15 protein-coding genes are annotated in these 23,743 nt (G+C 42.4%); all 15 read left to right on the forward strand.

Annotation, left to right across the window (positions count from 1 at the left end; translation table 11 throughout):
• Positions 1-168 precede the first annotated feature (168 nt).
• The 15 genes from ACL6C3_RS12420 (at position 169) to ACL6C3_RS12490 (ending at position 23,432) form a co-directional block, all read left to right on the forward strand.
• Positions 169-816: a hypothetical protein gene (locus tag ACL6C3_RS12420; protein WP_413167471.1), complete on the forward strand. Its 648-nt coding sequence runs from the start codon at positions 169-171 to the stop codon at positions 814-816.
• A 20-nt stretch (positions 817-836) separates the two neighbouring features.
• Complete coding sequence (locus tag ACL6C3_RS12425) at positions 837-1,127, forward strand: LysM domain-containing protein (RefSeq protein WP_413167472.1); 291 nt, start codon at positions 837-839, stop codon at positions 1,125-1,127.
• Between the two features lie 10 nt (positions 1,128-1,137).
• Positions 1,138-2,274, forward strand: a complete 1,137-nt coding sequence (locus tag ACL6C3_RS12430; protein ID WP_413167473.1) for a phage late control D family protein — start codon at positions 1,138-1,140, stop codon at positions 2,272-2,274.
• Positions 2,271-3,074, forward strand: a complete 804-nt coding sequence (locus ACL6C3_RS12435; protein WP_413167474.1) for a phage baseplate assembly protein V — start codon at positions 2,271-2,273, stop codon at positions 3,072-3,074. Before ACL6C3_RS12430 ends, ACL6C3_RS12435 begins: the two co-directional genes overlap by 4 nt.
• Positions 3,075-3,084: 10 nt before the next feature.
• A complete protein-coding gene (locus ACL6C3_RS12440; protein ID WP_413167475.1) occupies positions 3,085-3,408 on the forward strand; it encodes a hypothetical protein in 324 nt (107 codons plus the stop codon).
• Positions 3,408-3,764 carry a GPW/gp25 family protein gene (locus ACL6C3_RS12445; protein ID WP_413167476.1) on the forward strand — a complete coding sequence of 119 codons (357 nt, stop codon included), beginning with the start codon at positions 3,408-3,410 and terminating at the stop codon, positions 3,762-3,764. Before ACL6C3_RS12440 ends, ACL6C3_RS12445 begins: the two co-directional genes overlap by 1 nt.
• 3 nt (positions 3,765-3,767) lie before the next feature.
• Entirely contained in the window at positions 3,768-6,284 is a 2,517-nt protein-coding gene (locus ACL6C3_RS12450) for a baseplate J/gp47 family protein (RefSeq protein WP_413167477.1), read from the forward strand.
• Positions 6,281-10,270, forward strand: a complete 3,990-nt coding sequence (locus ACL6C3_RS12455) for a putative baseplate assembly protein (RefSeq protein WP_413167478.1) — start codon at positions 6,281-6,283, stop codon at positions 10,268-10,270. Before ACL6C3_RS12450 ends, ACL6C3_RS12455 begins: the two co-directional genes overlap by 4 nt.
• The gene (locus tag ACL6C3_RS12460) at positions 10,267-13,791 is read left to right on the forward strand and encodes a hypothetical protein (RefSeq protein WP_413167479.1); all 3,525 of its coding nucleotides are present in this window, start codon (positions 10,267-10,269) and stop codon (positions 13,789-13,791) included. The genes ACL6C3_RS12455 and ACL6C3_RS12460 overlap by 4 nt, the downstream gene beginning before the upstream one ends.
• A 12-nt stretch (positions 13,792-13,803) precedes the next feature.
• Positions 13,804-16,563, forward strand: coding sequence for a DUF6519 domain-containing protein (locus tag ACL6C3_RS12465; protein WP_413167480.1), 2,760 nt, complete (start codon positions 13,804-13,806; stop codon positions 16,561-16,563).
• A 139-nt stretch (positions 16,564-16,702) separates the two neighbouring features.
• Positions 16,703-18,304, forward strand: a complete 1,602-nt coding sequence (locus ACL6C3_RS12470; protein WP_413167481.1) for a phage tail sheath family protein — start codon at positions 16,703-16,705, stop codon at positions 18,302-18,304.
• 46 nt (positions 18,305-18,350) lie between these two features.
• Complete coding sequence (locus ACL6C3_RS12475) at positions 18,351-18,875, forward strand: phage tail protein (protein WP_413167482.1); 525 nt, start codon at positions 18,351-18,353, stop codon at positions 18,873-18,875.
• Positions 18,876-18,878: 3 nt separating this feature from the next.
• Positions 18,879-19,619 (forward strand): hypothetical protein, encoded by a 741-nt coding sequence (locus tag ACL6C3_RS12480; RefSeq protein WP_413167483.1) that lies wholly within the window; start codon positions 18,879-18,881, stop codon positions 19,617-19,619.
• Positions 19,612-22,188 (forward strand): hypothetical protein, encoded by a 2,577-nt coding sequence (locus ACL6C3_RS12485; protein WP_413167484.1) that lies wholly within the window; start codon positions 19,612-19,614, stop codon positions 22,186-22,188. The genes ACL6C3_RS12480 and ACL6C3_RS12485 overlap by 8 nt, the downstream gene beginning before the upstream one ends.
• On the forward strand, positions 22,188-23,432 hold the full coding sequence (locus ACL6C3_RS12490; protein WP_413167485.1) for a DUF4255 domain-containing protein: 1,245 nt from the start codon (positions 22,188-22,190) through the stop codon (positions 23,430-23,432). Before ACL6C3_RS12485 ends, ACL6C3_RS12490 begins: the two co-directional genes overlap by 1 nt.
• Positions 23,433-23,743 lie beyond the last annotated feature (311 nt).

Below are 23,743 nucleotides of genomic sequence, written 5' to 3' on the forward strand. Positions count from 1 at the left end.
TGTAAATAAATTATAAATACCCTTCATAATTAACCCACCTCAGCTTTTAACGTAGTATCATTCATAAGCATAGAAATCAGGAATTGCATCGCCTCGTCATCCGATAATCTGGCCATAAATTAATACTTGAGTTGAGGATAACAAGACATCCTCAAGGAGGCCTTTGTTTTGACATCTTTTCCGGGTTCGCCCAAATCACTGAAGGGAGCAATTGTTGCGGTCGATTTAACCACTCGGCAAATGGTTAGTTCAATTGCCTTCCAGTACAATCCAGATACGATTACACGCTCCCTCGACCCCCAAATGTCAGAAGGAAACGGGGCAAAAGCGGAGGCGTTATACATCAAAGGAGCGCCTAGAGAAAGCATTCAACTCGATATCGAACTTGATGCCACCGACCAACTTGAAAAAGGAGAGAAAACAGCGGTCGAATTCGGCATTTATCCCCAACTATCGGCTTTGGAATGTTTGGTTTATCCCACAAGCATTCAGATGGTGACTAATCTGTTGCAAGCTAAGATTGGCCGGATCGAAATTGGGTTTCCAGAGGCACCTTTAACTTTGCTCGTTTGGGGTTATAAAAGGGTGCTACCCGTTCAGTTAACTAATTACAGTATTACTGAAGAAGCTTACGACGTTAACCTCAATCCGATTATGGCTAAAGTCTCTTTAAGCTTGCGAGTTCTAAACTATAGTGATTTGCCGTGGAATAGGGGTGCCAAGCTGTTCCTCGCCCATCATATCACTAAAGAACTTATGGCAAATAAAGCGACTCTTAGCAGTCTCGGTTCATTGGGCGGATCGCTAATCAATTGACATCTTAATTGTTTGCTGTTATGTTCGATTCAAACAGTCGCTATTACAATCTAGAAACGGCCGATTACATCGCCGCCGACGGACGAAAAATTTCCTACATACGCCGTCGCTTTCTTCCCCAAGGAAAAACAATGCCATTGGCGCAAGAAGTTACCTTTGTAGAAGGTGATCGCTTAGACTTAATTGCCTATAAAACCCTCGGCGATTCCGAGGAATTTTGGCAAATTTGTGATGCCAACAACACCATGAACCCCACCGAACTCACTTCGGAAATCGGGGAAACGATCCGGATTCCCATCCCGCAGGTTTAAAGGAATTACCATGCCTTTTGGAATTACCCTAACCTTATTAATCGGTAAAAACACGCCCCGCCCCGCTCCCGGTTATCTGATGGAAGCGTTCAAAAGTGTGGAAGTCACCCACAGCGATGAGGGATATTCGGGTTTTCAAATTACTTTCCAAGTCGGCAGGGCAGGTAAGGAGAGTTTGCTAGATTATAAACTGATTAAAGATCCCCTGTTTGCCGTTTTTAACCGGGTTATTTTAATCGTGAATTTGGGCGCAAAAGCAAAAGTTTTGATGGATGGGATCATTACCCACCAGGAGTTTTCACCCAGCTTTACACCGGGAAATTCAACCTTTACAATTACGGGTGAAGATGTTAGCGTGATGATGGATTTAGAAGAAAAATCCGTTGAACATACTGCCCAAGATGAAGCGACTATTGCCCGGGTGATTATTGGAAATTATTCTAAATTCGGTTTAATTCCTAAAGTGACTAAACCACCTTTTCGAGATCAACCCACTAAAAACGAACGCATTCCATCCCAACAGGGTACGGATTTAGAATATCTCAAAACGATTGCACGGCGCTTTGCTTACGTTTTTTATGTGACTCCGGGGCCGGCATCGGGTCAAAATACAGCCTATTGGGGACCACCGCAACGGAAAGATAAACCGCAAAAAGCGTTAACCGTAAATATGGAGTCTTTTACCAATGTAGATTCGATTAGTTTTCAGAACAATGCTTTATCTGCAACTGCGGTTAAAGGAAGCGTTCAGGATCGCAAAACCAACAAAATCCGACCTTTACAAGAAAATAGCAGCGATCGCCCTTCTTTGGCCGCCCAACCTTCCCTAAGCAAACAAGCTTATCGACGAATACAAATGTATCGCGAAACCGGTCGGGAAACGGCACAAGCAGATGCACGAATTCAAGCGCTCGCCGACCGATCAGTAGACAAGGTAATAACAGTCACAGGAGAATTAAATACCCTGCGTTACGGCGCTCTTTTACAAGCTAGAAAATTAGTCGGTTTGCGGGGTGTTGGTGCGACTTATGACGGTCTTTATTACGTCAAAAGCGTTACCCATAAAATCAGTCAGGGGGAATACACACAAAACTTCACCATCACCCGCGATGGTATCGGAACAACCGTACAAATACTACCAGTATGACAGAATTTTTCGGCAAATATCGGGGCAAAGTTACGGGCAATAAAGACCCTTTAAATTTGGGTCGAATTCAGGTCAGCGTTCCGGCAATTTTTGGTGAGGGTCGCCAAAGTTGGGCGATGCCTTGCACGCCTTATGCGGGTAAAGATGTGGGTTTTTTTACGATTCCGCCGCTTGATACTAATGTTTGGGTAGAATTTGAAGGCGGCGATCCGGATTATCCCATCTGGAGCGGTTGTTTTTGGGGCGAAAACGAACTCCCTCAAAATGCTAAAGTTGACGAACCTGCCAAGGTGCAAGTTTTTAAAACGGATGGAATTACGATTACTTTGAGCAATTTGGGCGGCAACAAAGGATTAACCGTTGAAGTGAATAAACCCGTCGTGGATAAACCGTTAAAAATGGTTTTTAATGCGGACGGTATTGAACTCAATAATAATAATAAAACCGTTGCCAAACTGATGGCGGAAACGATAGAATTAAAAAGCGGACAATCATCGACCGTAACGATTGCTTCCGATAGTATTCAACTTAAAGAAAGTTCGATAGAAATCAAACTCACCGCCAATAGTATCGAAATGAATTGCAATCCGGCAACCTTGAAGTTATCAACGTCTTCGGGAGTTGAAATCGCCAATTCTCCGGCGACGGCGAAGGTGAGTTCTTCCGGCGTTGAATTGAGCAGTACCCCCGGCAAGATCAAGATTGCACCATCGGGAATTGAACTCAATTATCCGATCGCAAATATTAAACTTTCTCCGGTGGGTGTGAATGTAAATAACGGGGCTTTAGAAGTAACTTAAGGAGAAATAAATGCCAGGTTTTTTATTAAATATTGGTTCTACTGTGATTTGCGCTCACGGGGGACAGGCAAAACCGACGGTACCCAATCCCAGAGTGAGAGTCATGGGAATGCCCGTGACCACCCAAGGCCCACCTTATGCGATCGCCGGTTGCGTCAATCCTCCCCCACCCGCGAACGTTGGCCCTTGCATCCTCGGCAATTGGATCGTCGCAGCAATGCGAGTAAAAGTGATGGGAATGCCCGTATTACTGCAAGATAGTCAAGCCATTTGCGTCCCCACCGGAACGCCGCTAACCGTACTTCTAGCCCAACTTCGGGTTAAGGGAATGTAATGGATATTAACTACCCCTTCCGAATTGATGGACGCGGACGAATTGCAGAAGCCGATAGCGAAATGCACATTCGTCAATTAATCGAACAGGTACTCCTGACATCGCCAGGGGAAAGAGTTAATCGCCCGGATTTTGGCAGCGGGTTGCAACAACTTTTATTTTCACCCAATAACAGCGAATTAGCAGCAGCAACTCAGTTTTTAGTACAGGGTGCATTGGAGGAATGGTTGGGCGATTTGATCGAGGTAGAAGCCATCGATATTGAACCTGTAGAATCGAAATTAGAAGTAACAGTTCAATACGTTGTGCGACGCAACCAGCAACGACAAATAGCGCAGTTCTCCCGTGAGGTTTGAGCCATGAATGTGCAGTACCGTTGTCAAAATGAACGCCGACGAAAACTGATCCAAAATCGGCCCAACGGATTCCCCCGCTTGAATGGGATTGATTACCTTGAAATCGGTGGCGATCGCCAAACGTTAATCGTTTATTTTATCCATCCTCCGGCAGATTTAAAAGCAGAAAATATTCTGATAACTGGGGGAACTCGCTTGGAAAATCTGCAAGTTGAATCTGTTAGTTATTCTGAGAATGAATTAACGGTGCGAGTGGATAGGGCGGGCGATTATTCCACCTATACTCTACGTTTGGTGAAATCTTCCCCATCGCCAACTCCGCCGGCAGGTTTTGACCCGCTACTTTCTCAAATTGATTTTTCTTTTTGGGCGGATGAAATCAGCGAATTTGACTGCAAAGAACCCGAACCATTACCGGAAAAAGAACTGCCTCCACCCGTTATTGATTACTTGGCAAAAGATTATGCGAGTTTCCGGCGATTAATGTTGGACCGACTGGCGGTAACGATACCCCAATGGCAGGAACGGAATCCGGCAGATTTAGGGATTATGCTGGTAGAAATATTGGCTCACGCTGCCGATTATTTGAGTTATTATCAAGATGCAGTCGCAACGGAAGCTTATTTAGGAACTGCACGGAAACGGGTTTCTGTGCGTCGTCACGCTCGCTTGCTGGACTACTTAATGCACGAGGGTTGCAATGCCCGTGCTTGGGTAGCACTTGAAGTTGAAAATAATAAAAATAATGATCTAGACGGAGTTAAATTATTAGGGGCTTGCCCGGAAGAAAATCGTCCGGGAGTGCAATTTTTAACCCAAACAAATTTTTCCAATAGCGTAGTTGATCGCGAACAATTTAACGCCGCTTTAAACGCCGGCGCACAAGTATTTGAATCCCTGCATGATATTACCCTTTATCACTGTTTAAATACGATTCACTTCTACACTTGGGATAGCAAGCAATTCTGTTTGTTGCGGGGTTCAACTCAAGCGACTTTACAGGATACAACAGAACAAGATACAACAGAACAATTCGTTTCAAAATGGCTAAAACCCGGCAATATACTGGTGTTTGAAGAAGTGCTGGGAAGGGAGACAGGCAAAAAAAGAGATGCTAACCCAAACAATCGCCATGCCGTGCGTTTAACCAAAGTAGAAAGCGCTATAGATCCTTTGAATAACAAAAAAATCGTTGAGATAACATGGCACGTTGCAGACGCTTTACCCTTCGATTTATATATTTCTAATATCAACTCGGAAGATCAAGTAATTGAGAAGATCAGTGTGGCGAGGGGTAATGTGGTTTTGGTGGATGCGGGGCGATCGCTTCCCCCGGAAAATCTCCTCGAAAATCCGGGTTGGGAACGGTTAAGACCCCGCTTAAAAAAAGGCGCTTTAACTCAACAAGGTTACGTGCAGAATCGTCAAAGACAATGGATGATTTTCGATCCGAATGCTTCTGCAAGTGAGGCGATGCAATGGCAACTGAGAAATGCGCGTCCGGCGATCGCACTTTGGGAAAATCAACCCCCAAATATTGATCGAGAAGCGGGCGTTAGTTGGCAATATCAAGGGGATTTATTAGTTAGCGATCGCTTTGCCCGCGATTTTGTCGTAGAAACGGAAGATGACGGGCGGGTTTACCTTCGTTTTGGGGATGGTATTTTAGGCAAAAAACCGCAACAAAATCATCCTTTATACGCTTGTTATCGGGTCGGAAATGGACGTGGGGGTAATGTGGGTGCAGATGCGATCGTCAGCATTTTTATTCAACCTGAAAATCTCAAAACAGAAGATCGCCCCAAGATTATAAATGTTCAAAAAGCAATTAAAACTGTTCGTAATCCAATACCTGCAAAAGGCGGAACTGAACCCGAATCAATTGAACAAGTTCGCCTTTATGCACCGCAAGCATTTCGAGAACAAAAACGCGCCGTTACAGAAGCGGACTATGCTGCTGCTGCCGAACAGTATCCCGGCGTACAAAAAGCCATAGCAACCCGACGCTGGACGGGCAGTTGGCACACGATTTTTATCACTGTAGACCGAGAGGGAGGACGGGCAGTTGATGAAGAATTTAAACGCAATTTACTCGACTTTTTAGAACAATTTCGACTCGCCGGACACGATCTTGAAATTGATAGCCCTCGCTTCGTTCCTTTGGATATGGCGATGACGGTACAAGTTCAACCCAATTATTTCCGCAGTAACGTTAAAAAAGCGCTGTTAGATGCTTTCAGCAATCGAGTTTTAGCCAACGATCAATTAGGATTTTTTAATAGCGATCGCTTGAGTTTCGGCGAATCGATTTATGTCAGTCAAGTGATTGCAGCCGCCGTGCAAGTCTCGGGAGTGGAATCGGTAAAAGTCACCCGTTTTCAACGGTGGGGCGAACCCTCTAACCGGGAAGTAGAAATCGGAAAAATACAGTTTGAACGGTTAGAAATTGCCCGCTTATACAATATTCCCAATCAACCCGAAAACGGCAGAATAGAATTCAATTTGGAGGGCGGTTTATGAACCCTGGAAATAATACCCCGAAAAAACCAGAAAATCGCCCCGGCTTGCCAGAAATCGCTTATCGAATTTCTAATTATGCAAGTTTTCGCCGTCGGTTGCTGAGTCTTTTACCGAGTATATTGCCTTCTCAGGAAACATCAAAATCGGCACCTTTGGCGAAGCTAACCACGCGGTTAGATGACGATCCGGCGATCGCACTTTTGGATGCTTGGGCAATCGTTGCGGAGGTGTTAACTTTTTATCAAGAACGAATTGCCAATGAGGGCTATTTACGCACAGCAACCGAACGATTATCGGTGCTAGAATTGGCAAGGGCGATCGGTTATGAACTCAAACCCGGTGTAGCAGCCAGCACATTTCTTACCTTTACTGTTGAAGATGCGCCCGGTTCTCCCAAAGAAGCAACAATTCCCAAAGGTACGCAAATAATGAGCGTTCCCGGTAAAGATGAGTTACCCCAAACTTTTGAAACAACTGAAGAATTCACCGCACACGTCGATTGGAATATCATAAAACCCCGTCCCAGTCGCCCCCAAAATATTACTATTAATACTCGTCAACTTTATCTCAATGGTATTAGTAATCAGTTGAAAGCCGGGGATTATTTACTGTTAGTTGATGAAGAGCCGGAAATTCACACTTATCTGCTGCCTATAACCGATGTCAAAGAAGATACCCAAGCGGGATATACCCTGGTAAAATGGGAAGAATATCTAAATCCTCCAGAAACTCCGCTACGCAATCCAAAAGTATTTGCATTTCGGCAAAAAGCCAATCTTTTCGGTTACAATGCGCCGGCTTGGGAAGACATGACTGCTGAGGTGAAATTGGCTGCAATTGAAGCCAAAAATGTCTCGGTTCAATGGGGTGTTTTTAAGTCCTCAGACAATGGCACAGAATGGCAGTCTGTTAGTAAAGGTTTACCAAATGCAGACATCCTTTGTTTGACAATTTGGGATGGTATTCTCTTTGCTGGTACTGCGGGTAAAGGAATTTATCGATCTAAAGATAACGGTAATAATTGGGAACCCGTCAATAATGGTTTAACAAATCTGAATATTCAAACGCTTTATACAAATCCTGAAAATTCGAGAAATCCTTTGTTTGCGGGTACTCCTGGGGGCGGTGTTTTTCGTTCCAAAGATGGCGGAGAAACTTGGGTTCCAATTAATATTGGTTCCGTTAAAATCCAGCAAATAACACCTCAAACTAATGAAAATTCACAGGCAAACTTAGTATCCATTAATACAAGTTTACCCAACACGATTGTCCGTTCAGTGCTTACTTATAATGACTATATATTTGTCGGCACAGATGACGGTATTTTTCTCTCAACCAATCAGGGAAAAGATTGGGAAGCAAAAAATTTATCTAACAGAACAGTCTATTCTCTCCTAATTGAACCTGATTGTTTTATAGGAACAGCTAAAATCAAAAGCTCTTCCGAAGCTACAATCACCGTATCCGATACAAAATTCAGTCGTTCTCCGCAAGTTGGTGATGTTATTAGAGCAGGCAAAAAAGTTAGAAAGATTGTTGAGATATCTGGTACTGATAAATACTCATTTATACTTGATGCCGAGTTTGATTCTTCCGTAACCGTGGGAACAACTATTTTTTATTTAGGAAAGCGTCTCTTTGCTGGAACAGATAGAGGTGTTTATTGTAGTCCAGATTTTGGAAATAGCTGGAATGAATGTAAAAATACTGCTCTCGATCAAAAAACTGTTTATTCATTAGTTAGTTATCGCTCAAATGCAAATAAAAATTTTATCTTTGCCGGAACGAATACAGGTGTTTATCGTTCGTTAAACTGCGGAGACAGTTGGGAAGTTATCAACGATAGTACGCTGTCAGGCTGTACTGTTTATTCACTAGCAACCTATGAATATTCTGGTAATCGTTATCTCTTTGCTGCCACCAATAAAGGCATCTTTTTCTCAACCAACAGTAATGCTGAAAGTGGCGTTAATTGGACTTTAGTTGATCGGAATCTATCAACACAAAATTTCACCGCTCTTGCTTTGAAAACATTGCCAACCCAGAAAAAAATATTTGCAGGTAGTAAGTTTGCTGGTTTTATATCATCAGCAGTCACAACCGATGATACAACAGATGGAATTGAAAGAAGGAGAAGAGAAGAAATAAGAGACTGGCCCGGCTTTCAAATTACCGATCCGAAACTGATCGATTTTGATACCCTATATCCCCAAGTTCTAAAAGATAGTTGGTTTGTAGTCTTTGATGATCGCAATTCTGAATCCGATCAAAAGAAAGACACCCCCAAGTTTTTTGCTTCCAAAGTTGAGAATATTTCAACGATTTCGCGCCGGGATTTTGGCTTGAATGCAAAAATTACTCGTATTCAACTAAATACGCCTGTTAATCCAAAATATTTTGGGCTACGAAGTGCGATCGCCCTGGTTCGTAGCGAGGAATTAGAGTTAGCTAAAGAATTGCTTACCGTAAGCGATCGCCAACAGGAAATTTTTCAAGATCCAATTCAAGACAAAACGATTTTACTCAACGATTTTGTGCAAGGATTGCAACCCAATCAAACGTTAATTGTCAGTGGTCAACGCATTAGAATTCAGTTAAGGAAAGATTTAGAGCTTGTCAATGATTTTAGTAACAAATCAGTAAAGGGGGGAGAGGTGCTGCAACTGTTGGAACCCCCTTTAGTACAAGACTCACAAACCCGGTGGAAGCTGATGGACAAAGATGGCTTTCAAGGAGATTTAACAACAGTATCTTCCGAAGATATAACCTTACTTTCAGCGGGTGAAGATAGTGAGTTTGTCGGCGAAGTTGTTCAAATTCAATCTCCTCCCACCGACCAACAAAAACCCGTTTTAACTCTGCAAGAACCGCTCAAAAATGCCTACGACCCAACAACAGTAAAAATTTATGCCAATGTAGTACAAGCAACTCACGGCGAAACCATTGAAGAAGTGCTGGGAAGTGGAGATGGTAATATAACCAATCAACGTTTTACCCTGAAAAAACCTCCCCTGACTTATGTTTCGAGAAAAACCGCAAGCGGAGCGGATAGCACTTTAGAAGTGCGAGTTAACGGCGTACTTTGGCAAGAAGTCCCCTCCCTCTATTCCCTAACTGCACAAGACCAAAGTTATATGATCCGAATAGAAAATGATGGTACAACAAGTGTTACTTTTGGTGATGGAATTCAAGGTTCCCGACTGCCAACCGGTGAGGAAAATATCACCGCAACCTATCGCAGTGGTATCGGTCTTGATGGCAATTTGGGTGTCGATCGCTTAAGCCTGCTGAAAACCCGTCCCCTGGGAATTCTAGAGGTAACAAATCCCGTTCCCGCGACGGGAGCATCTGCACCGGAATCACTAGAGGAAGCTCGCACTAAAGCGCCTTCAACCGTGCGAACATTAGATCGAATTGTATCGCTGTCAGACTTTGAAGATTTTGTGCGGGGTTTTGCGGGAATTGGAAAAGCTCAAGCGGTTGAACTTTGGCACGAAGAAACGCAGTTAGTACACATTACAATCGCGGCTGTAAATGGTGCGGAAGTTCTCCGAGAATCCAATCTTTACACCAACTTAATAGAAGCGATAGACTTGGCTAGAGATCCCCTACAAAAAGTGCAGGTTGATTCCTACGATCGCCTATTGTTCAACTTAGAAGCTAAATTGCTGCTAGACCGTCGCTACGAAGCAGAAGCGATTAAAAACAAAGTACATACCGCTCTCAACAGCAATTTTGCCTTTGATCGGCGACAATTTGCACAAGCAGTAACAGCATCAGAAGTTGTTGCAATTATTCAAAATATTGAAGGGATAGTTGCAGTCGATCTCGATGCACTTTATCAAGTGGGCAGCAGCAAGGCTTTAGAACAATCCCTGACGGCTTTACCGGCCCGTTCCGATCCTCTAAACAATCAGGTGCATCCGGCTCAATTATTATTGCTTAATCCTGCTGGTATCCAACTTACAATAGTTCCTACTTTATGAACTCTTCTTCTAGCGATCGCTTATATAAATTACTACCCGCAATTTATCAGTTGCGAGATACAGCAGAAGGCGAACCTTTGCGGATGTTACTCGCTTTGATCGAGCAAGAATTTTTGACGATAGAAGGCGATATTTCCGATTTATATGAGAATTGGTTTATTGAAACTTGTTCCGAGTGGGCGGTTCCTTACATTGGCGATTTGCTAGATGTACATCAATTTTATGCCGATCATTCCCAAGTTTACGGACAGCAAGAACGACGCGCTTATGTTGCCAATACCATAGCCTATCGACGACGAAAAGGAACAACTCCGGTATTGGAACAATTAACCCAAGATGTAACCGGATGGCGATCGCGTGCGGTAGAATTTGCTCGATTAGTTGCAACCACCCAAAACATAAATCATATTCGTTTTAACAGCACAACCGTCAATTTACGAGCGAATAATCAATTGGAACAAATTGGCACTCCTTTTGAACAACAAGCTGCTTACACAACAGATATTCGTGTCGCCAGTCAGGGGGGGCGTTATAACGTTGCCAATATTGGTTTGTTTATCTATAGATTGCGAAGTTATCCAATTAATCGCAGCACAGCCCGTGCTATTTTTCAATCTGAGACTAATTTAACCAGACGTTGCTACACATTTAATCCTTTGGGTTTGGATGCGCCATTATTTAACCAACCCCGAAGAAAGACGGATATCTTAACCCTGGCTGAAGAAATTAATTTACCGGGAATATTGCGGCGCGTTCCACTGGCAAACGAACTCAAACAACGCCGTCAATATCGCTTACAAGGAAAATTATTAGAAGGAATTCGCTATTTTGATAACGACCCCGTATTTCAAATCTTTGTTAACGGTCAGCCCGAGCCAATTCCCCCGGAAGAAATCCTCATTTGCAGTTTAGAAAATCAAGAGGAAAATCAAGCTTGGAACATTCCCGTTCAGGAATTTGATCGGAATAATGATGACCCTCCGTTACCTGCAAAAGTTGTCGCAGTAGACCCCGAGTTAGGTCGAATCGCTTTTCTGAATCAACCCGAACCGGATCGGGTAGAAGTGAGCTATTGTTATGGGTTTATTGACGATATTGGTGGCGGTTATTACGGGCGAAATAATCTGAGTATTTCTACATCAAATCCGGAAAATAATTCCGCTTTATTTGGGGAGATTAAACCAGGCAATTTAGCCGGGGCTAATCCTTTGGAAACTGCGATTGAAACCTGGAACAAAACCGTTGAAGCGTGGCAAAAACTGAAGGAATTGACTCATATTCCTTTGGCTAAAATTCGGATTCCAAGCGTCCAAGTTTTACGGCGAGATTCAGAAAAAAAACGCCCCGAATTTCAGCCGGGTATTATTAGCGGTTTGAGAGCGATTGTTCAATCGGGAGGCTTAAAAGTTATTGTTACCCCCGGTCGGGCTGTCGATCGCCAAGGAAGGCTGATTCTTTTGGAAAAAAACTATACAGTTAATCTCCAAAAATTCAACCTCGCCCAAGATGTGAAAGGATGGTTAGTGATTTTTTATCGTCCCCCTTCTGAGAAGCAAGTAACCGAACCGGAGCAAGTACCAATTGAGTTTATTTCGGAAAGTGCCTTCGAGGAATTCCCTCGCGGAACGTTTATTCCGCTGATTCATATTGCGCTAAATCCTCAACAGCAAAAACCACAGTTTGACGAGAAGATTCGCCAATGTTTTCAATTTCAGCCGGGAATTTTGCAGGGATTAGAAGTTAAGCTAAAACCCGGAAAATTAGAAGCGATAATTACAGCAGGAACGGTTGTCGATGAACGGGGGCGATCGCTAACTATTCCCAACAACTTTTCGATTAATTTAAGTTTGGCTCGCGGTCAAACTCAACACCTGGTTTTTCAGAAAACAACACGCCGGAAAAAGCGGTGGGAAGTTGAGGCGTTTAACGGGGAAGATTCCCCAAGAGAATTTCACTCAAATTGCTTTTATTTGGAAACTGTAGAACTTGTCAAAAATTCCGATGAAAAAACTCATATTCAGTCGCAGTTAAAGGAAGTAAACGGGAAAAAAATTTCAGACCGGATTACAATCAACGGTTTAAACGTTAGGTTGGTGAATGCCGAAGGATCTATCATTGCTGTTTCTCCCGGAATGTTGCTCAATAAATGGGGAAAAACAATCTGTTTAGAAAAAGAAATTCAGTTCGATCTCAGCGCCTATTCGGGTCAAACGCTAATTTTATTTATTTCCGACCAAAGCCAACCCGGATTACCTCTTTCTCCTGTTAATCCAAAAGGGCGAGGATGGCAACATTTAGGAATTGTGCCTGAAGAACCTGACACCAAAACGGCTACTATTTTAATCGCAGATAACTGCACCTACGAAGGGGATTTGTCTATTATCGTACCCGATGAAAAACACCTTCAGATTATCGCTGCTGATGGTTGTCGTCCTCATTTACAGGGTAATTTATCAGTGCGGGGAATTGCGATATCTGACGATACAAAACCGGGCGAACTAACTTTAAATGGACTATTACTAGAAGGTAAAATTACAGTTTTGGCGGGGAATTTGAAACGGTTAAATATTAAACATTGTACTCTTGTTCCAGAGGATGGCGGGCTTTATGTAGAACCCGGATCGCTTCCTTCCGTTGATGCTAACATCGGGGAAGGGTTCGATGCGATCGCCCTGACCAAATATTCCTTAAATTGGGTTTGGCAGTCCATTCGCCGGGATGTGGGGTTAAGCAATATTTCCCCAGAATTTAACCCAACTCAACTGCTACAACCTGCGACTCAACAACTACAAAATCGAGTTTCGCAGGTTTGGCAAAGCCTCCAGCGTTGGCGGTGTCCCCAAAAATTAGAACCGGCAACCGTTGGAGAAATTACTACAACTCAATGGGATAACGCCTGTTTAGAAATTGTACTCGATCAGAGTATTTGCGGCCCCATTTTCCTCAACAATAGGGTTCCAAAATTGACAATTACTAACAGCATTATCGACAAAGAATTAACCAAATCGGAAGAACAAGAACCGCAAGTTATTTTAGCTCCCGGTAGCGAAGTTGAAATTAAAACTAGCACAGTTTTTGGCATGATAACCGTTCGCAATTTAGAAGCCAGCAACAGTATCTTTACCGACAAAGTAATTGTATTGCGGCATCAAAATGGCTGCATTCGCTTTTCATATCTGCCCGACAAATCCGACACGCCACGCCGCTATCGATGCCAACCCGATATGGCGTTAAAAGGTGAAAGTTTGATATCAATTAATCGAGGACAGCCGAATCTTGCAGAAACAGGGCTGATTCTAGAGCGCTTAAAACCGAAGTTTACTTCAACGATATACGGTCAGCCAAACTATGCCCAACTTAGTCAAACTACTGCCGAAGAAATTCGTACAGGTGCAGAAGATGAAGCCGAAATGGGAGTATTTAATTCTCTAAAACAGCCCCAACGAGAGGCCAATTTACGGGCGAGTCTAGAAGACAATTTACGATTGGGTTTAAAAGCCGAAATTTTTTATATTAATTAAGGAGAAACTTAAATGAAAGGCGATTTTACTAGATTCACATTTCAACCGGAAAAGCATTATACAAGCGTCCGAATGCAGCAAGGTCGCCTGCAACTTGATTCCGATTGGAATGAACAGGTCGATATTCAAAATCATTTACGCCAAACTCAAACCGTTGATTTTATTGGTACAGATAGTGGTGTTCCGACCAGTCAGGGAGATTCAAAAAATCCCTATCGAGATAGCTTCAAGATTACTGTTATAAGAAGTGATAGTGAAAGTGATAGTGAAAGTGATAGTGATAATGATTTAGCGCTCGCTCCCGGACGACTCTATGTTAGTGGTACTCTATGCGAATTAGAAGGAACATTATTCGACTTCAACATTGTGCCAGAAAATTCTGATTCTTGCAATAAAATTAAAGTATCTACTCTGAAGGTTGATGGTCGAAATCTAGAAAAAGACCAGTGGGTTGCAATTGATACAAATCCTAAAAATTTTTTCAGAATTACCAATGTTGATCTTGAAAAGTTGGAGTTGCAGCTAAGTAGCAAAATAACAGAGTCGTCTGGAAAAATGCGTCGTATATTAACTTACAAGACTCAACCCGATTATCCTAATCCCGATAATGGTAGAGCCTTAGAAAATGGTATTTATCTGGCTTACATTGATGTTTGGCAACGAAATATCACAACGATTGAAGATCCTAAACTTCGGGAAGTTGCGTTAATTAACACCCCAGACACAACAACTCGCACCCAGACTGTTTGGCAGTTGAAACTTTATGATCCTATTGAAAAATATTTTGAGCAACTAATTGAAGGTGTCGTCATCACGTTAGAAGAGAGAGAAAAACTATTATTAGCCTTGAAAAAAATGATCGTAACCCGGTCAAAAAATACTGTCAATGGTGGGCAACTTTTGGAGCTATTTAACCCCGAAAAATTTCAAACAAACGGGGGTAAAGATCGAGTCTTAAAAAAGTGGACTTTGTTGCTCAAAAAAATAACGGATTACCAGAATGACTCGGCTTCTTTCATTAAGGAAGAATGGGCAAATTTTCTAGCCGAACACAAAAGTCGTCTAGCCTACATGAATGCCTGTGCTGGATTATGTGGTTCTGCTGGTGCCACATCTAATGACAGAGGTTATCAACGGTTAGAAAATCAACTATATCGGGTTGAAATTCACGATTCTGGTAAAGTCGCTGGAGAGAACAATACTGAAAAAACAGCTACATTTAAATGGTCTCGTGAAAACGGCAGTATTGTCAGCGCTATTGAAAAGATCGAGGGTAACATCATCACAATTCCCAAGTCTAACCAAGATGCTTGGACGAATTCTCAAACCGGACAATGGCTTGAAATAACTAATGAAGAAATGGAATTGAAGGGAAAACCCGGTGTGATGGTTCGCCTGTTAAGCGCCTCTTATACCAAGATTGAATTCGACCGCTCTAGTATTACGAATGATCGGGACTCGATTCTGTTAAATCCTACTCAATTAAAAGTGCGACGGTGGGAAAATATAACCAAAGAACCTGCGATTTCTACCAAAGCTGACTGGATTATTCTAGAAGCTGGAATCATGGTTAAATTCAATCCCAAATCATACTACGAAACGGGTGACTATTGGCTAATTCCCGCAAGATCTGCAACCAATGATATTGAATGGCCTAATGATCAAGCTGATAAAAAAATACGCCAACCTCTAGAGCAACTTCGCCAAGGAATTCACCATGATTACTGTCCCCTAGCAATAGTGGAAGTTAAAGGAGGTAAATTTGAGTTAAAAGAAGATTTGCGGGTGATTTTTCCGCCATTGATGCGTTGTGCTGACAAGTCCGAAGTTGAAAGTCAATTTTCTGCTGTTAACTCCACTTTAGAAACTAAAGCCAATCAATCGGAAGTTGAAAGTCAATTTTCTGCGGTTAACTCCACTTTGGAAACTAAAGCCAATCAATCGGAAGTTGAAAGTCAATTTTCTGCGGTTAACTCCACTTTAGAAACTAAAGCCAATCGAAACGAGGTTGAGAATCGATTTTCTGCTGTTGAATCCACTTTGGAAACTAAAGCCAATCAATCGGAAGTTGACCGTCAATTTTCTGCTGTTAACTCCACTTTAGAAACTAAAGCCAATCAATCGGAAGTTGACCGTCAATTTTCTGCTGTTAACTCCACTTTAGAAACTAAAGCCAATCAATCGGAAGTTGACCGTCAATTTTCTGCTGTTAACTCCACTTTAGAAACCAAAGCCAATCAATCGGAAGTTGAGAGTCAATTTTCTGCTGTTAACTCCACTCTAGAAACCAAAGCCAATCAATCGGAAGTTGAGAGTCAATTTTCTGATGTTAACTCCATTCTGGAAACCAAAGCCAATCAAAATGGCGATCCTCAACAGGACTTTAACGCCAAAATTATCACGGCCCAAGAAATTAAAGTTAATAAATTAACTCAAAATTCATCAAATACACTCAAAGAAGATATTCAAGACTTATCTAGTCAAGAAGTAGCAGCCATCCTCAGATCTCTAAATCCAGTTAAATTTATCTACAAAGAAGATGAAACACAAACAATTAATGCTGGTTTTATTGCGGACAATACACCCGACTTACTAACGGCTAATGACAAACAAGCGATTAAAGTTGTTGATATTGTTGCCGTTCTTACCAAGGCCGTTCAAGATAACCGAAAAACATTGGCAGATTTGGTAAAAATTGTCAAAAAACAGCAAGCTGAAATCGCTACTTTGAAGCAAAAAATAAAAACCTTAGAGGAGAAAACTGAGCAATGATCAAAAGATACCGAATTCACCGTTCTCCCATTCAAGGGTGCTGTTATTAGCAAATCCATTAACTTTCAAATTCAATACGAAGTTTTCATTCTGACCGCCCTTGACCCGTCTAAACTCGCGCTAAAACAAGGAGTTAATAATGCCGATCACGCCTACTTATCCCGGTGTTTACATTGAAGAAATTCCCAGTGGTGTTCGCACGATTACTGGTGTTGCAACCTCTATTACTGCTTTTATTGGTCGCGCTCTCAAAGGCAAGGTAGATGAACCGATACGCATTCAAAACTTTGGGGATTTCGTGCGTCAATTTGGGGGATTGTGGAATAAAAGCACCATGAGTTATGCGGTGCAACAGTATTTTATTAATGGCGGTCAAGATGCCATTATTGTTCGCGTTCATAAGGATGCAAAAAGTGCAAAAATCAGCTTCAAACCCGTTCCAGCCAGTGGTGGATCTAACGCTAGTAATCAAACGCCAAATCTAGAACTAGAAGCAGCTAGTCCGGGTCAATGGGGTAATGCGCTACGAGCAAAGGTTGACCATAACACTCGCAAAAGTGGCAATAATGAAGAAGATGCTAAATTATTTAACTTAACGGTTCAGCAATTAGAAGCGCCCGGTTCCGATCAAGTTGCTGCGGTTGAAACTCTCCGTAATCTTTCCATCGATCCCGATTCTGCCCGCTTTTACAAAAAAGTAATTGAACAAGAATCAAACTTAGTTAATGTTCCAGAAGACGCTTCAGATATCACCGCTCGTCCTAATGAAACTGACGACTTTGTTAATGCTAGCAATAATACAGGTAGTGACGGTGAAGATATCACCGATGCGGAGATTTCTGATGAGGGGTTGAAAGCCGATCGCAAAGGACTTTATGCCTTAGATAAAGCTGATTTATTTAATCTACTCTGCATTCCTCCGCTAACGCGATCGCAGGATATTGGACTTGATACAACTGTGGCAAAGGCAGCGAAATATTGCAAGGATAAGCGGGCTTTTTTGATTGTAGACCCACCTTCAACTTGGAATAAAATTCCCGATGCTGTCGCCGGTGTCGATAGTCTTCGCAGTGCGATCGGAGCCGATCTTTCCACCAATGCAGCAGTTTATTTCCCCCGCTTAAAAATGGCCGATTTGCTCAAGGAAAACCGCACGGAGGAGTTTGTTCCCTGCGGCGCAATTGCTGGAATTTTTGCTCGCACTGACTCCCAACGAGGAGTTTGGAAAGCGCCTGCCGGCATAGAAGCATCGGTTGTAGGAGTACGAGAACTTTCCTACAAAATGACTGATGGTGAAAACGGTCAATTAAATCCTTTAGGGGTGAATTGTATCAGAAATTTCCCTGTCTACGGCAACGTTACTTGGGGATCTAGAACGTTAGCAGGTGCCGATCAACTTGCTTCCGAGTGGAAGTATGTTCCCGTTCGTCGCTTGGCGCTTTACTTGGAAGAAAGCCTTTATCGCGGCACTCAATGGGTCGTATTCGAGCCAAATGACGAGCCTTTATGGTCACAAATTCGGCTCAATATTGGCGCCTTTATGAACAACCTCTTTAAGCAGGGAGCATTTCAAGGCAAAACTCCCAAAGAAGCTTACTTTGTTAAATGCGATAGCGAAACCACGACTCAATATGACATTGATCGGGGTATCGTCAATATCGTCATTGGTTTTGCTCCGCTAAAACCCGCCGAATTTGTTATTCTCAAATTCCAACAAATGACCCGCGAAAGTGCCGCTTAATCTTTGAATAAAAACGAATTAAAACAACTACAATCGGGAGAAAATTATGGCTCAATTTAGCGTAAATGCACAGCGTTTCGACCCCTACAAAAACTTTAAATTTCGGGTCAAATGGGATGGCAAGTATGTCGCCGGTGTCAGCAAAGTAGGCGCCTTGAAACGCACAACCGAAGTCGTCAGTCATCGCGAAGGCGGAGATCCCAGCAGCCAGCGCCACTCGCCCGGCGCCACGAAATATGAACCGATCATGCTCGAACGAGGCGTTACCCACGATAAAGAGTTTGAACAATGGGCGAATAAAGTTTGGAATTATGGCTCGGGTTTGGGCGCCGAGGTGTCCTTGAAAGACTTTCGCAAAGACATTATTATTGAACTGATGAACGAAGCCGGACAGGTGGCGATCGCTTACAAAGTTTATCGCTGTTGGGTATCTGAATTTACCGCCATGCCCGAACTCGATGCCAATGCCAATGCGGTTGCTATCCAGAGTATTCAACTGCAAAATGAAGGTTGGGAACGCGACTATGACGTAACCGAACCCACAGAACCGAGTTTCCTAGAACCGAGCTAATTTATGCGTCCCTTATCTGCCGATCGCATTCTGCAAATCTGGGAAATTGGTCAGAGTCAGCATCCTGTCCATCGGGCGCTGACTCTCCTGGCTTTTGCTTGCCCGGATCGAACCGCCAAAGAATTGGCATCCCTCAGTATTGGACAGCGAGATGCGTATCTGTTGACTCTGCGAGAAATGACTTTCGGTTCCAAGCTCAATGCTTTTGCCGAGTGTCCCCAGTGCGGCGAACAATTAGAATTTACCATGAATGTGGCCGATATTCGCATTGTTGAACCCCTAAAACCGCAAGTTCAGCAATATTCTCTGATCGCCGAAGGAGTTGAGTTGCTCTTTCGTTTACCCAACAGCAGCGATCTGGCTACCATTTTGGAATATCAAGATGTCGATGCAGCCAACTTGCAGCTTATACAACGCTGTCTGTTACAAATGAGTCGCGAGGGAGTTGCTGTTGATTATAGCGAATTGCCATCGGGTGCGATCGAACAACTCGCATCGAAAATGGCAGAGTGCGACCCCCAAGCCGAAGTGTTATTCGACCTCAACTGTCCGGCTTGCAGTCATTCCTGGCAGGTGCTTTTCGATATCGTTACATTTTTCTGGAAAGAATTGAGTGTGGAAGCCAAACGTTTACTTCGGGAAGTTCACCAACTGGCAAGGTTTTATGGGTGGCGAGAAGCCGATATTTTATCGATGAGTGCAGTTCGACGACAATTTTATTTGGATATGGTTTCCGATGGATAACTTTATCACTCGACTGGTAAAACGCACTTTGGGGTTAACGCCTGTGGTGCAACCGATGATCGCCTCTCTGTTTGCTCCAACAGAGGTCGTTTTAGATAGCTATTCATCAGGATTTGAGGTTGAAAATAACACGAAATATCTTTTCTCGGGCGGGGAAAGTTCGTCAAGTTTATCGCCCGATAATCTGCCCGTCCGCTCGCCAATTTCTCTCTCAGAATCAACATCAAGCTTCTCTGAAAATAGAATATATTCTCTATCAACTTTGGAGCAAGTTGTTGAAGCCGGTAAAAATCAGGAAACGGTCGATTTTCAGGCGTTCAACATCAATCAATCCGATGCAAATCTATCAATTGTTGCCCCAAGCGATCGCCAGATAAACTCTACCCAGAATCAACTTAATGTTGACGAAATTACCGATAAAAAAAATGTAGAATTTGAAACGGCATCATCTCCCGATTCTTCCCTATCTCCAGAAGTAATCTCATCTCAAATTTCGCCCAAATCCTTATCAAAACAGACCGATATAGGGGAAGTCAAACAGAGCGATAAAGCAAACAATTCCCCCGCCGATGGATTTGATATCGAGTTGACCTCGAACTTTAATCAAAACCCATCTAAGTTTTCCCCAAACCCCAACCCAACATTATCTAATAGACAGCCAAATGCTTTTAATGTTGTTTCTTCAAGTGATTTAAAACCCGCAACGCCAAATCAAATAAACTCCGAAAAAATATTGGAGCGAGTTGAACCTTTAGTTAAGCAGGAAATAGAAATTAAACCCCAAATATCTCCCGATCCTCCCCTATCCCAAGAAATTATATCATCTCCAATTTTACCCGAATCCTTATCAAAACAGACCGATATAGGGGAAATAAGACGAAGCGATCAAGCCAACAATTCCCCCGCAGATGGATTTGAGATCGAGTTGACCTCGAACTTTAATCAAAACCCATCTAAGTTTTCTCCAAACCCCAACCCAACATTATCTAATAAACAGGAAAATGCTTTTAATATTGTTCGTTCAAATGATTTAGAACCCGCAACGCCAAATCAAATCAACTCCGAAAACATATTGGAGCGAGTTGAACCTTTAGTTCTGGAAAAAATTGAAACCAAACCTAAAATTACAACTCATTCATCGAATGTAAAAATAGGGGAATCGCAGTTAGAAACTAATCCTCAAAACAAAAATATCCCCGCCGAAACCCACAGCAATAATTTATCCCAAAGACAAAACCCGCTCGGTCGAATAAAATCCCTAGTTGTTCGCATTTTTCAGACGCAACAGCCGGGAAACAATATTCTATCATCGCCACAGGATCGAGTAGAACTTCCAACAAATTCATTGCCATCAAACCTTAACGAACAAAGCAAATTAAGCGATACACCGGCTCAAGTTTATCCCGTGCAACCCCCAGAATATGGGGCAATTAAAGCCGATAAAAATATCGAAGAATCAACCCGAGAAACTGGGCGCTTAAAATCTAATAATTCCGTTAATGTATCCCCGGATATTTCTCCCGTTGTTTATCAAGATAATCCCGATATAAACGAACAAGTAAAAAGACGAAACATATTTAATCCACAAATAACAGAACTGCCCCTGGTGGATTCTGAAGCCGTGAAAAAAGTTCGGCATTATGAAAATTTTGGACTCAATCCAGTTGAATCTATAAACGATAATGAAGTCAGATCATCAGCCGAATCAATAGGACAGACTCCCAATATAAATCGGGATAAAAATCATGCAAATGCCAATAAATTAATTATTAATAACCCGGATAATATCATTGTACCCCCAACCAACTCAAATCCCGATAAAATTCAGATATCCTCAGAAAATCGGTTAGACAATAAAGGTATTTTACACCAACAAAAAACTCCATTATTTACACCGCAATCAAATCAAATTTGGAATGAATCTCAATCTATTGAACGTCAAAAAAATAACCCGACTCCCGTTTCATCTACTCCTCAGTTAGACCAACCTTTAACTTTACCATCAAAGCAACGGCATTTGATAAAATTAGGGGAAAATGTCAGTTCAGAGCAACAGGAAAATCAAACTGTAGAGAATAAAGAAAGACCAGAAATTAAACCGGATGTCAACCGTATTGCAAATCAGTCTATCTCTCGGATAACTCCTATGATAGTTAATTCAAAGCCAAGAGTTAATCGGCGCTTGGAATCGGAACCCCAAATCAGTTCTGAACTGTTAAAATTGGATGATAGACGAGAACAAAATCGGGAATTAATTTCTCTCACCAGGCGAGTGCTTTCAGTCTTATCTGAGTCTTCCTCCAAACAATTAAGCGTTGAGCCGAGCGCCAATAAGTTGGGAGAATTTAGGCAATTAAACTCGGGAAATCGGCGAGAAATTTTCAACTCAGATCGAACCGCTTTGCAAAAGATATCGGACACAGAAATGACAATTCAAATAACCATTGGTCGCCTTGAAGTGAGAGCCAAAAATCCAGCAGCTTCCCCGAATTCTCGGAGTAAATCAACTCAACGGGAGCCAAAACTTTCTCTACAAGATTATCTAAAACAACGTCAGGGGGAAAAGTGATGAGTAACTCATTAGCGATCGCAGCAGTAACGCAGACCCTACGCAACCTAATCTTCAGAGGAATTGCCTCGGAATTGGGCAGTGGTAGCGTGACAGCACGTCCGCCAGATAAGGCGCGGGATAATGGCGACAGTGGGAATCAAATTAATATTTTTCTCTACCAAACTTCTCCGAATGCAGCTTGGCGGAATCAAGATTTAAGAAATCGGGTAAAACCGGGCGAAACAGGTCAACCCCCGCTGGCATTAAATCTTTATTATTTAATTACGGCTTACGGACAAGATAATGAGGATATTTTAAGTCATCGCTTGTTAGGAACGGCAATGCGAGTATTGCACGACCATTGTATTCTGAATCCGGGCGAGATTAAAAATGCTTTGGAAACCAGCGATTTGCAAAATCAAATTGAGCGGGTTCGGATCACTCCCATAACATTATCTTTGGAAGAATTATCTAAGTTGTGGAGTTGTTTTCAAACTCAGTATCGCATTTCTGCGGCTTATGAAGTTTCTGTTATTTTGATTGAAAGCGATCGGCCGGTGAAAGCACCTTTGCCGGTGTTAACTCGCGGCAGTGAAGATCAGGGAATTATTGCACAAACAAATCTTACTCCTCCTTTTCCGACGTTAGAAACAGTCGAACCTCCCGATCGGCAACCCGGGGTGCGTTTGGGTGAAGTTTTAACACTGAGGGGGCATCATTTGGATAGCGAAGATAACAAAGTCTATGTTATTTTTATGCAAGCACGTTTTGCCGAATCCATTAAAGTCGAATTATCGGCAGGGACAGCAACCGAATTAAAGATTTTTATATCCGATCAAGCCGGTATCTGGCCGCCAGGAAAAGAACCCAGTAGTTGGCCAATTGGAATTTATACAATAGCGGTGCAAGTCAAGCGAGATGAAAAAGAATATACCAGTAATGCCTTACCATTCTCGCTGGTACCTCGTATTAATTTAGATAACTTAGCCCTTGATAAAAATTTATTGACGCTAACTTCTCAACCCCCAGTGCAGTCCGGACAGAAGGTCGTATTATTGCTTGGCGATCGCGAACTTTTTCCCCAGTTTGATGAAGATCCCAATCTCGCGAATAAAATGAAGTTTAATATTAAAGGAATTCCCGCCGGCGAGTATTTTTTACGTCTGCGTGTAGATGGGATAGACAGTTTATTAATAGACAGATCTAAGACATTACCTGTTTTTGACAAAAGTCAAAAGGTGAAAATCCCAGAATCTTTATAGCCAGCAGTTAATGAAACAATTTTCCCTCAACTTAGAACTGAACCGTGGCGGGAATTCTCATAATGTCTATGATTGGTTCGTTTTTTGATCTAAAAATAATTCTTCTGATCTTTGAGGGATGCTGGTGGTAGATTTGTGGTTTTTATCCACTTTAGCCGCCAGTTATTAAGTGCTTTCAAATCAATTTTTTCCGAATTTTCCTGCTTCATTTTGCAAATGAATAAAAAAATCGCTCACCTGAATGAGCGACGAAAAAACATTAATTAGTTTTTTTATTAATTTTTTTTGAGTCCAGGGGAGAAAGGCACGAA

Origin of the sequence: Capilliphycus salinus ALCB114379 (genome assembly GCF_047276495.1) — a bacterium.
GTDB classification, from domain to species: Bacteria; Cyanobacteriota; Cyanobacteriia; order Cyanobacteriales; family Microcoleaceae; genus Capilliphycus; species Capilliphycus salinus.

Bases quoted from the DNA above. Each gene is read 5' to 3' on its own strand.
- ACL6C3_RS12425 (WP_413167472.1), top strand. From the start codon at position 837: ATGTTCGATTCAAACAGTCGCTATTACAATCTAGAAACGGCCGATTAC.
- ACL6C3_RS12430 (WP_413167473.1), top strand. From the start codon at position 1,138: ATGCCTTTTGGAATTACCCTAACCTTATTAATCGGTAAAAACACGCCC.
- ACL6C3_RS12435 (WP_413167474.1), top strand. From the start codon at position 2,271: ATGACAGAATTTTTCGGCAAATATCGGGGCAAAGTTACGGGCAATAAA.
- ACL6C3_RS12440 (WP_413167475.1), top strand. From the start codon at position 3,085: ATGCCAGGTTTTTTATTAAATATTGGTTCTACTGTGATTTGCGCTCAC.
- ACL6C3_RS12445 (WP_413167476.1), top strand. From the start codon at position 3,408: ATGGATATTAACTACCCCTTCCGAATTGATGGACGCGGACGAATTGCA.
- ACL6C3_RS12450 (WP_413167477.1), top strand. From the start codon at position 3,768: ATGAATGTGCAGTACCGTTGTCAAAATGAACGCCGACGAAAACTGATC.
- ACL6C3_RS12455 (WP_413167478.1), top strand. From the start codon at position 6,281: ATGAACCCTGGAAATAATACCCCGAAAAAACCAGAAAATCGCCCCGGC.
- ACL6C3_RS12460 (WP_413167479.1), top strand. From the start codon at position 10,267: ATGAACTCTTCTTCTAGCGATCGCTTATATAAATTACTACCCGCAATT.
- ACL6C3_RS12465 (WP_413167480.1), top strand. From the start codon at position 13,804: ATGAAAGGCGATTTTACTAGATTCACATTTCAACCGGAAAAGCATTAT.
- ACL6C3_RS12470 (WP_413167481.1), top strand. From the start codon at position 16,703: ATGCCGATCACGCCTACTTATCCCGGTGTTTACATTGAAGAAATTCCC.
- ACL6C3_RS12475 (WP_413167482.1), top strand. From the start codon at position 18,351: ATGGCTCAATTTAGCGTAAATGCACAGCGTTTCGACCCCTACAAAAAC.
- ACL6C3_RS12480 (WP_413167483.1), top strand. From the start codon at position 18,879: ATGCGTCCCTTATCTGCCGATCGCATTCTGCAAATCTGGGAAATTGGT.
- ACL6C3_RS12485 (WP_413167484.1), top strand. From the start codon at position 19,612: ATGGATAACTTTATCACTCGACTGGTAAAACGCACTTTGGGGTTAACG.
- ACL6C3_RS12490 (WP_413167485.1), top strand. From the start codon at position 22,188: ATGAGTAACTCATTAGCGATCGCAGCAGTAACGCAGACCCTACGCAAC.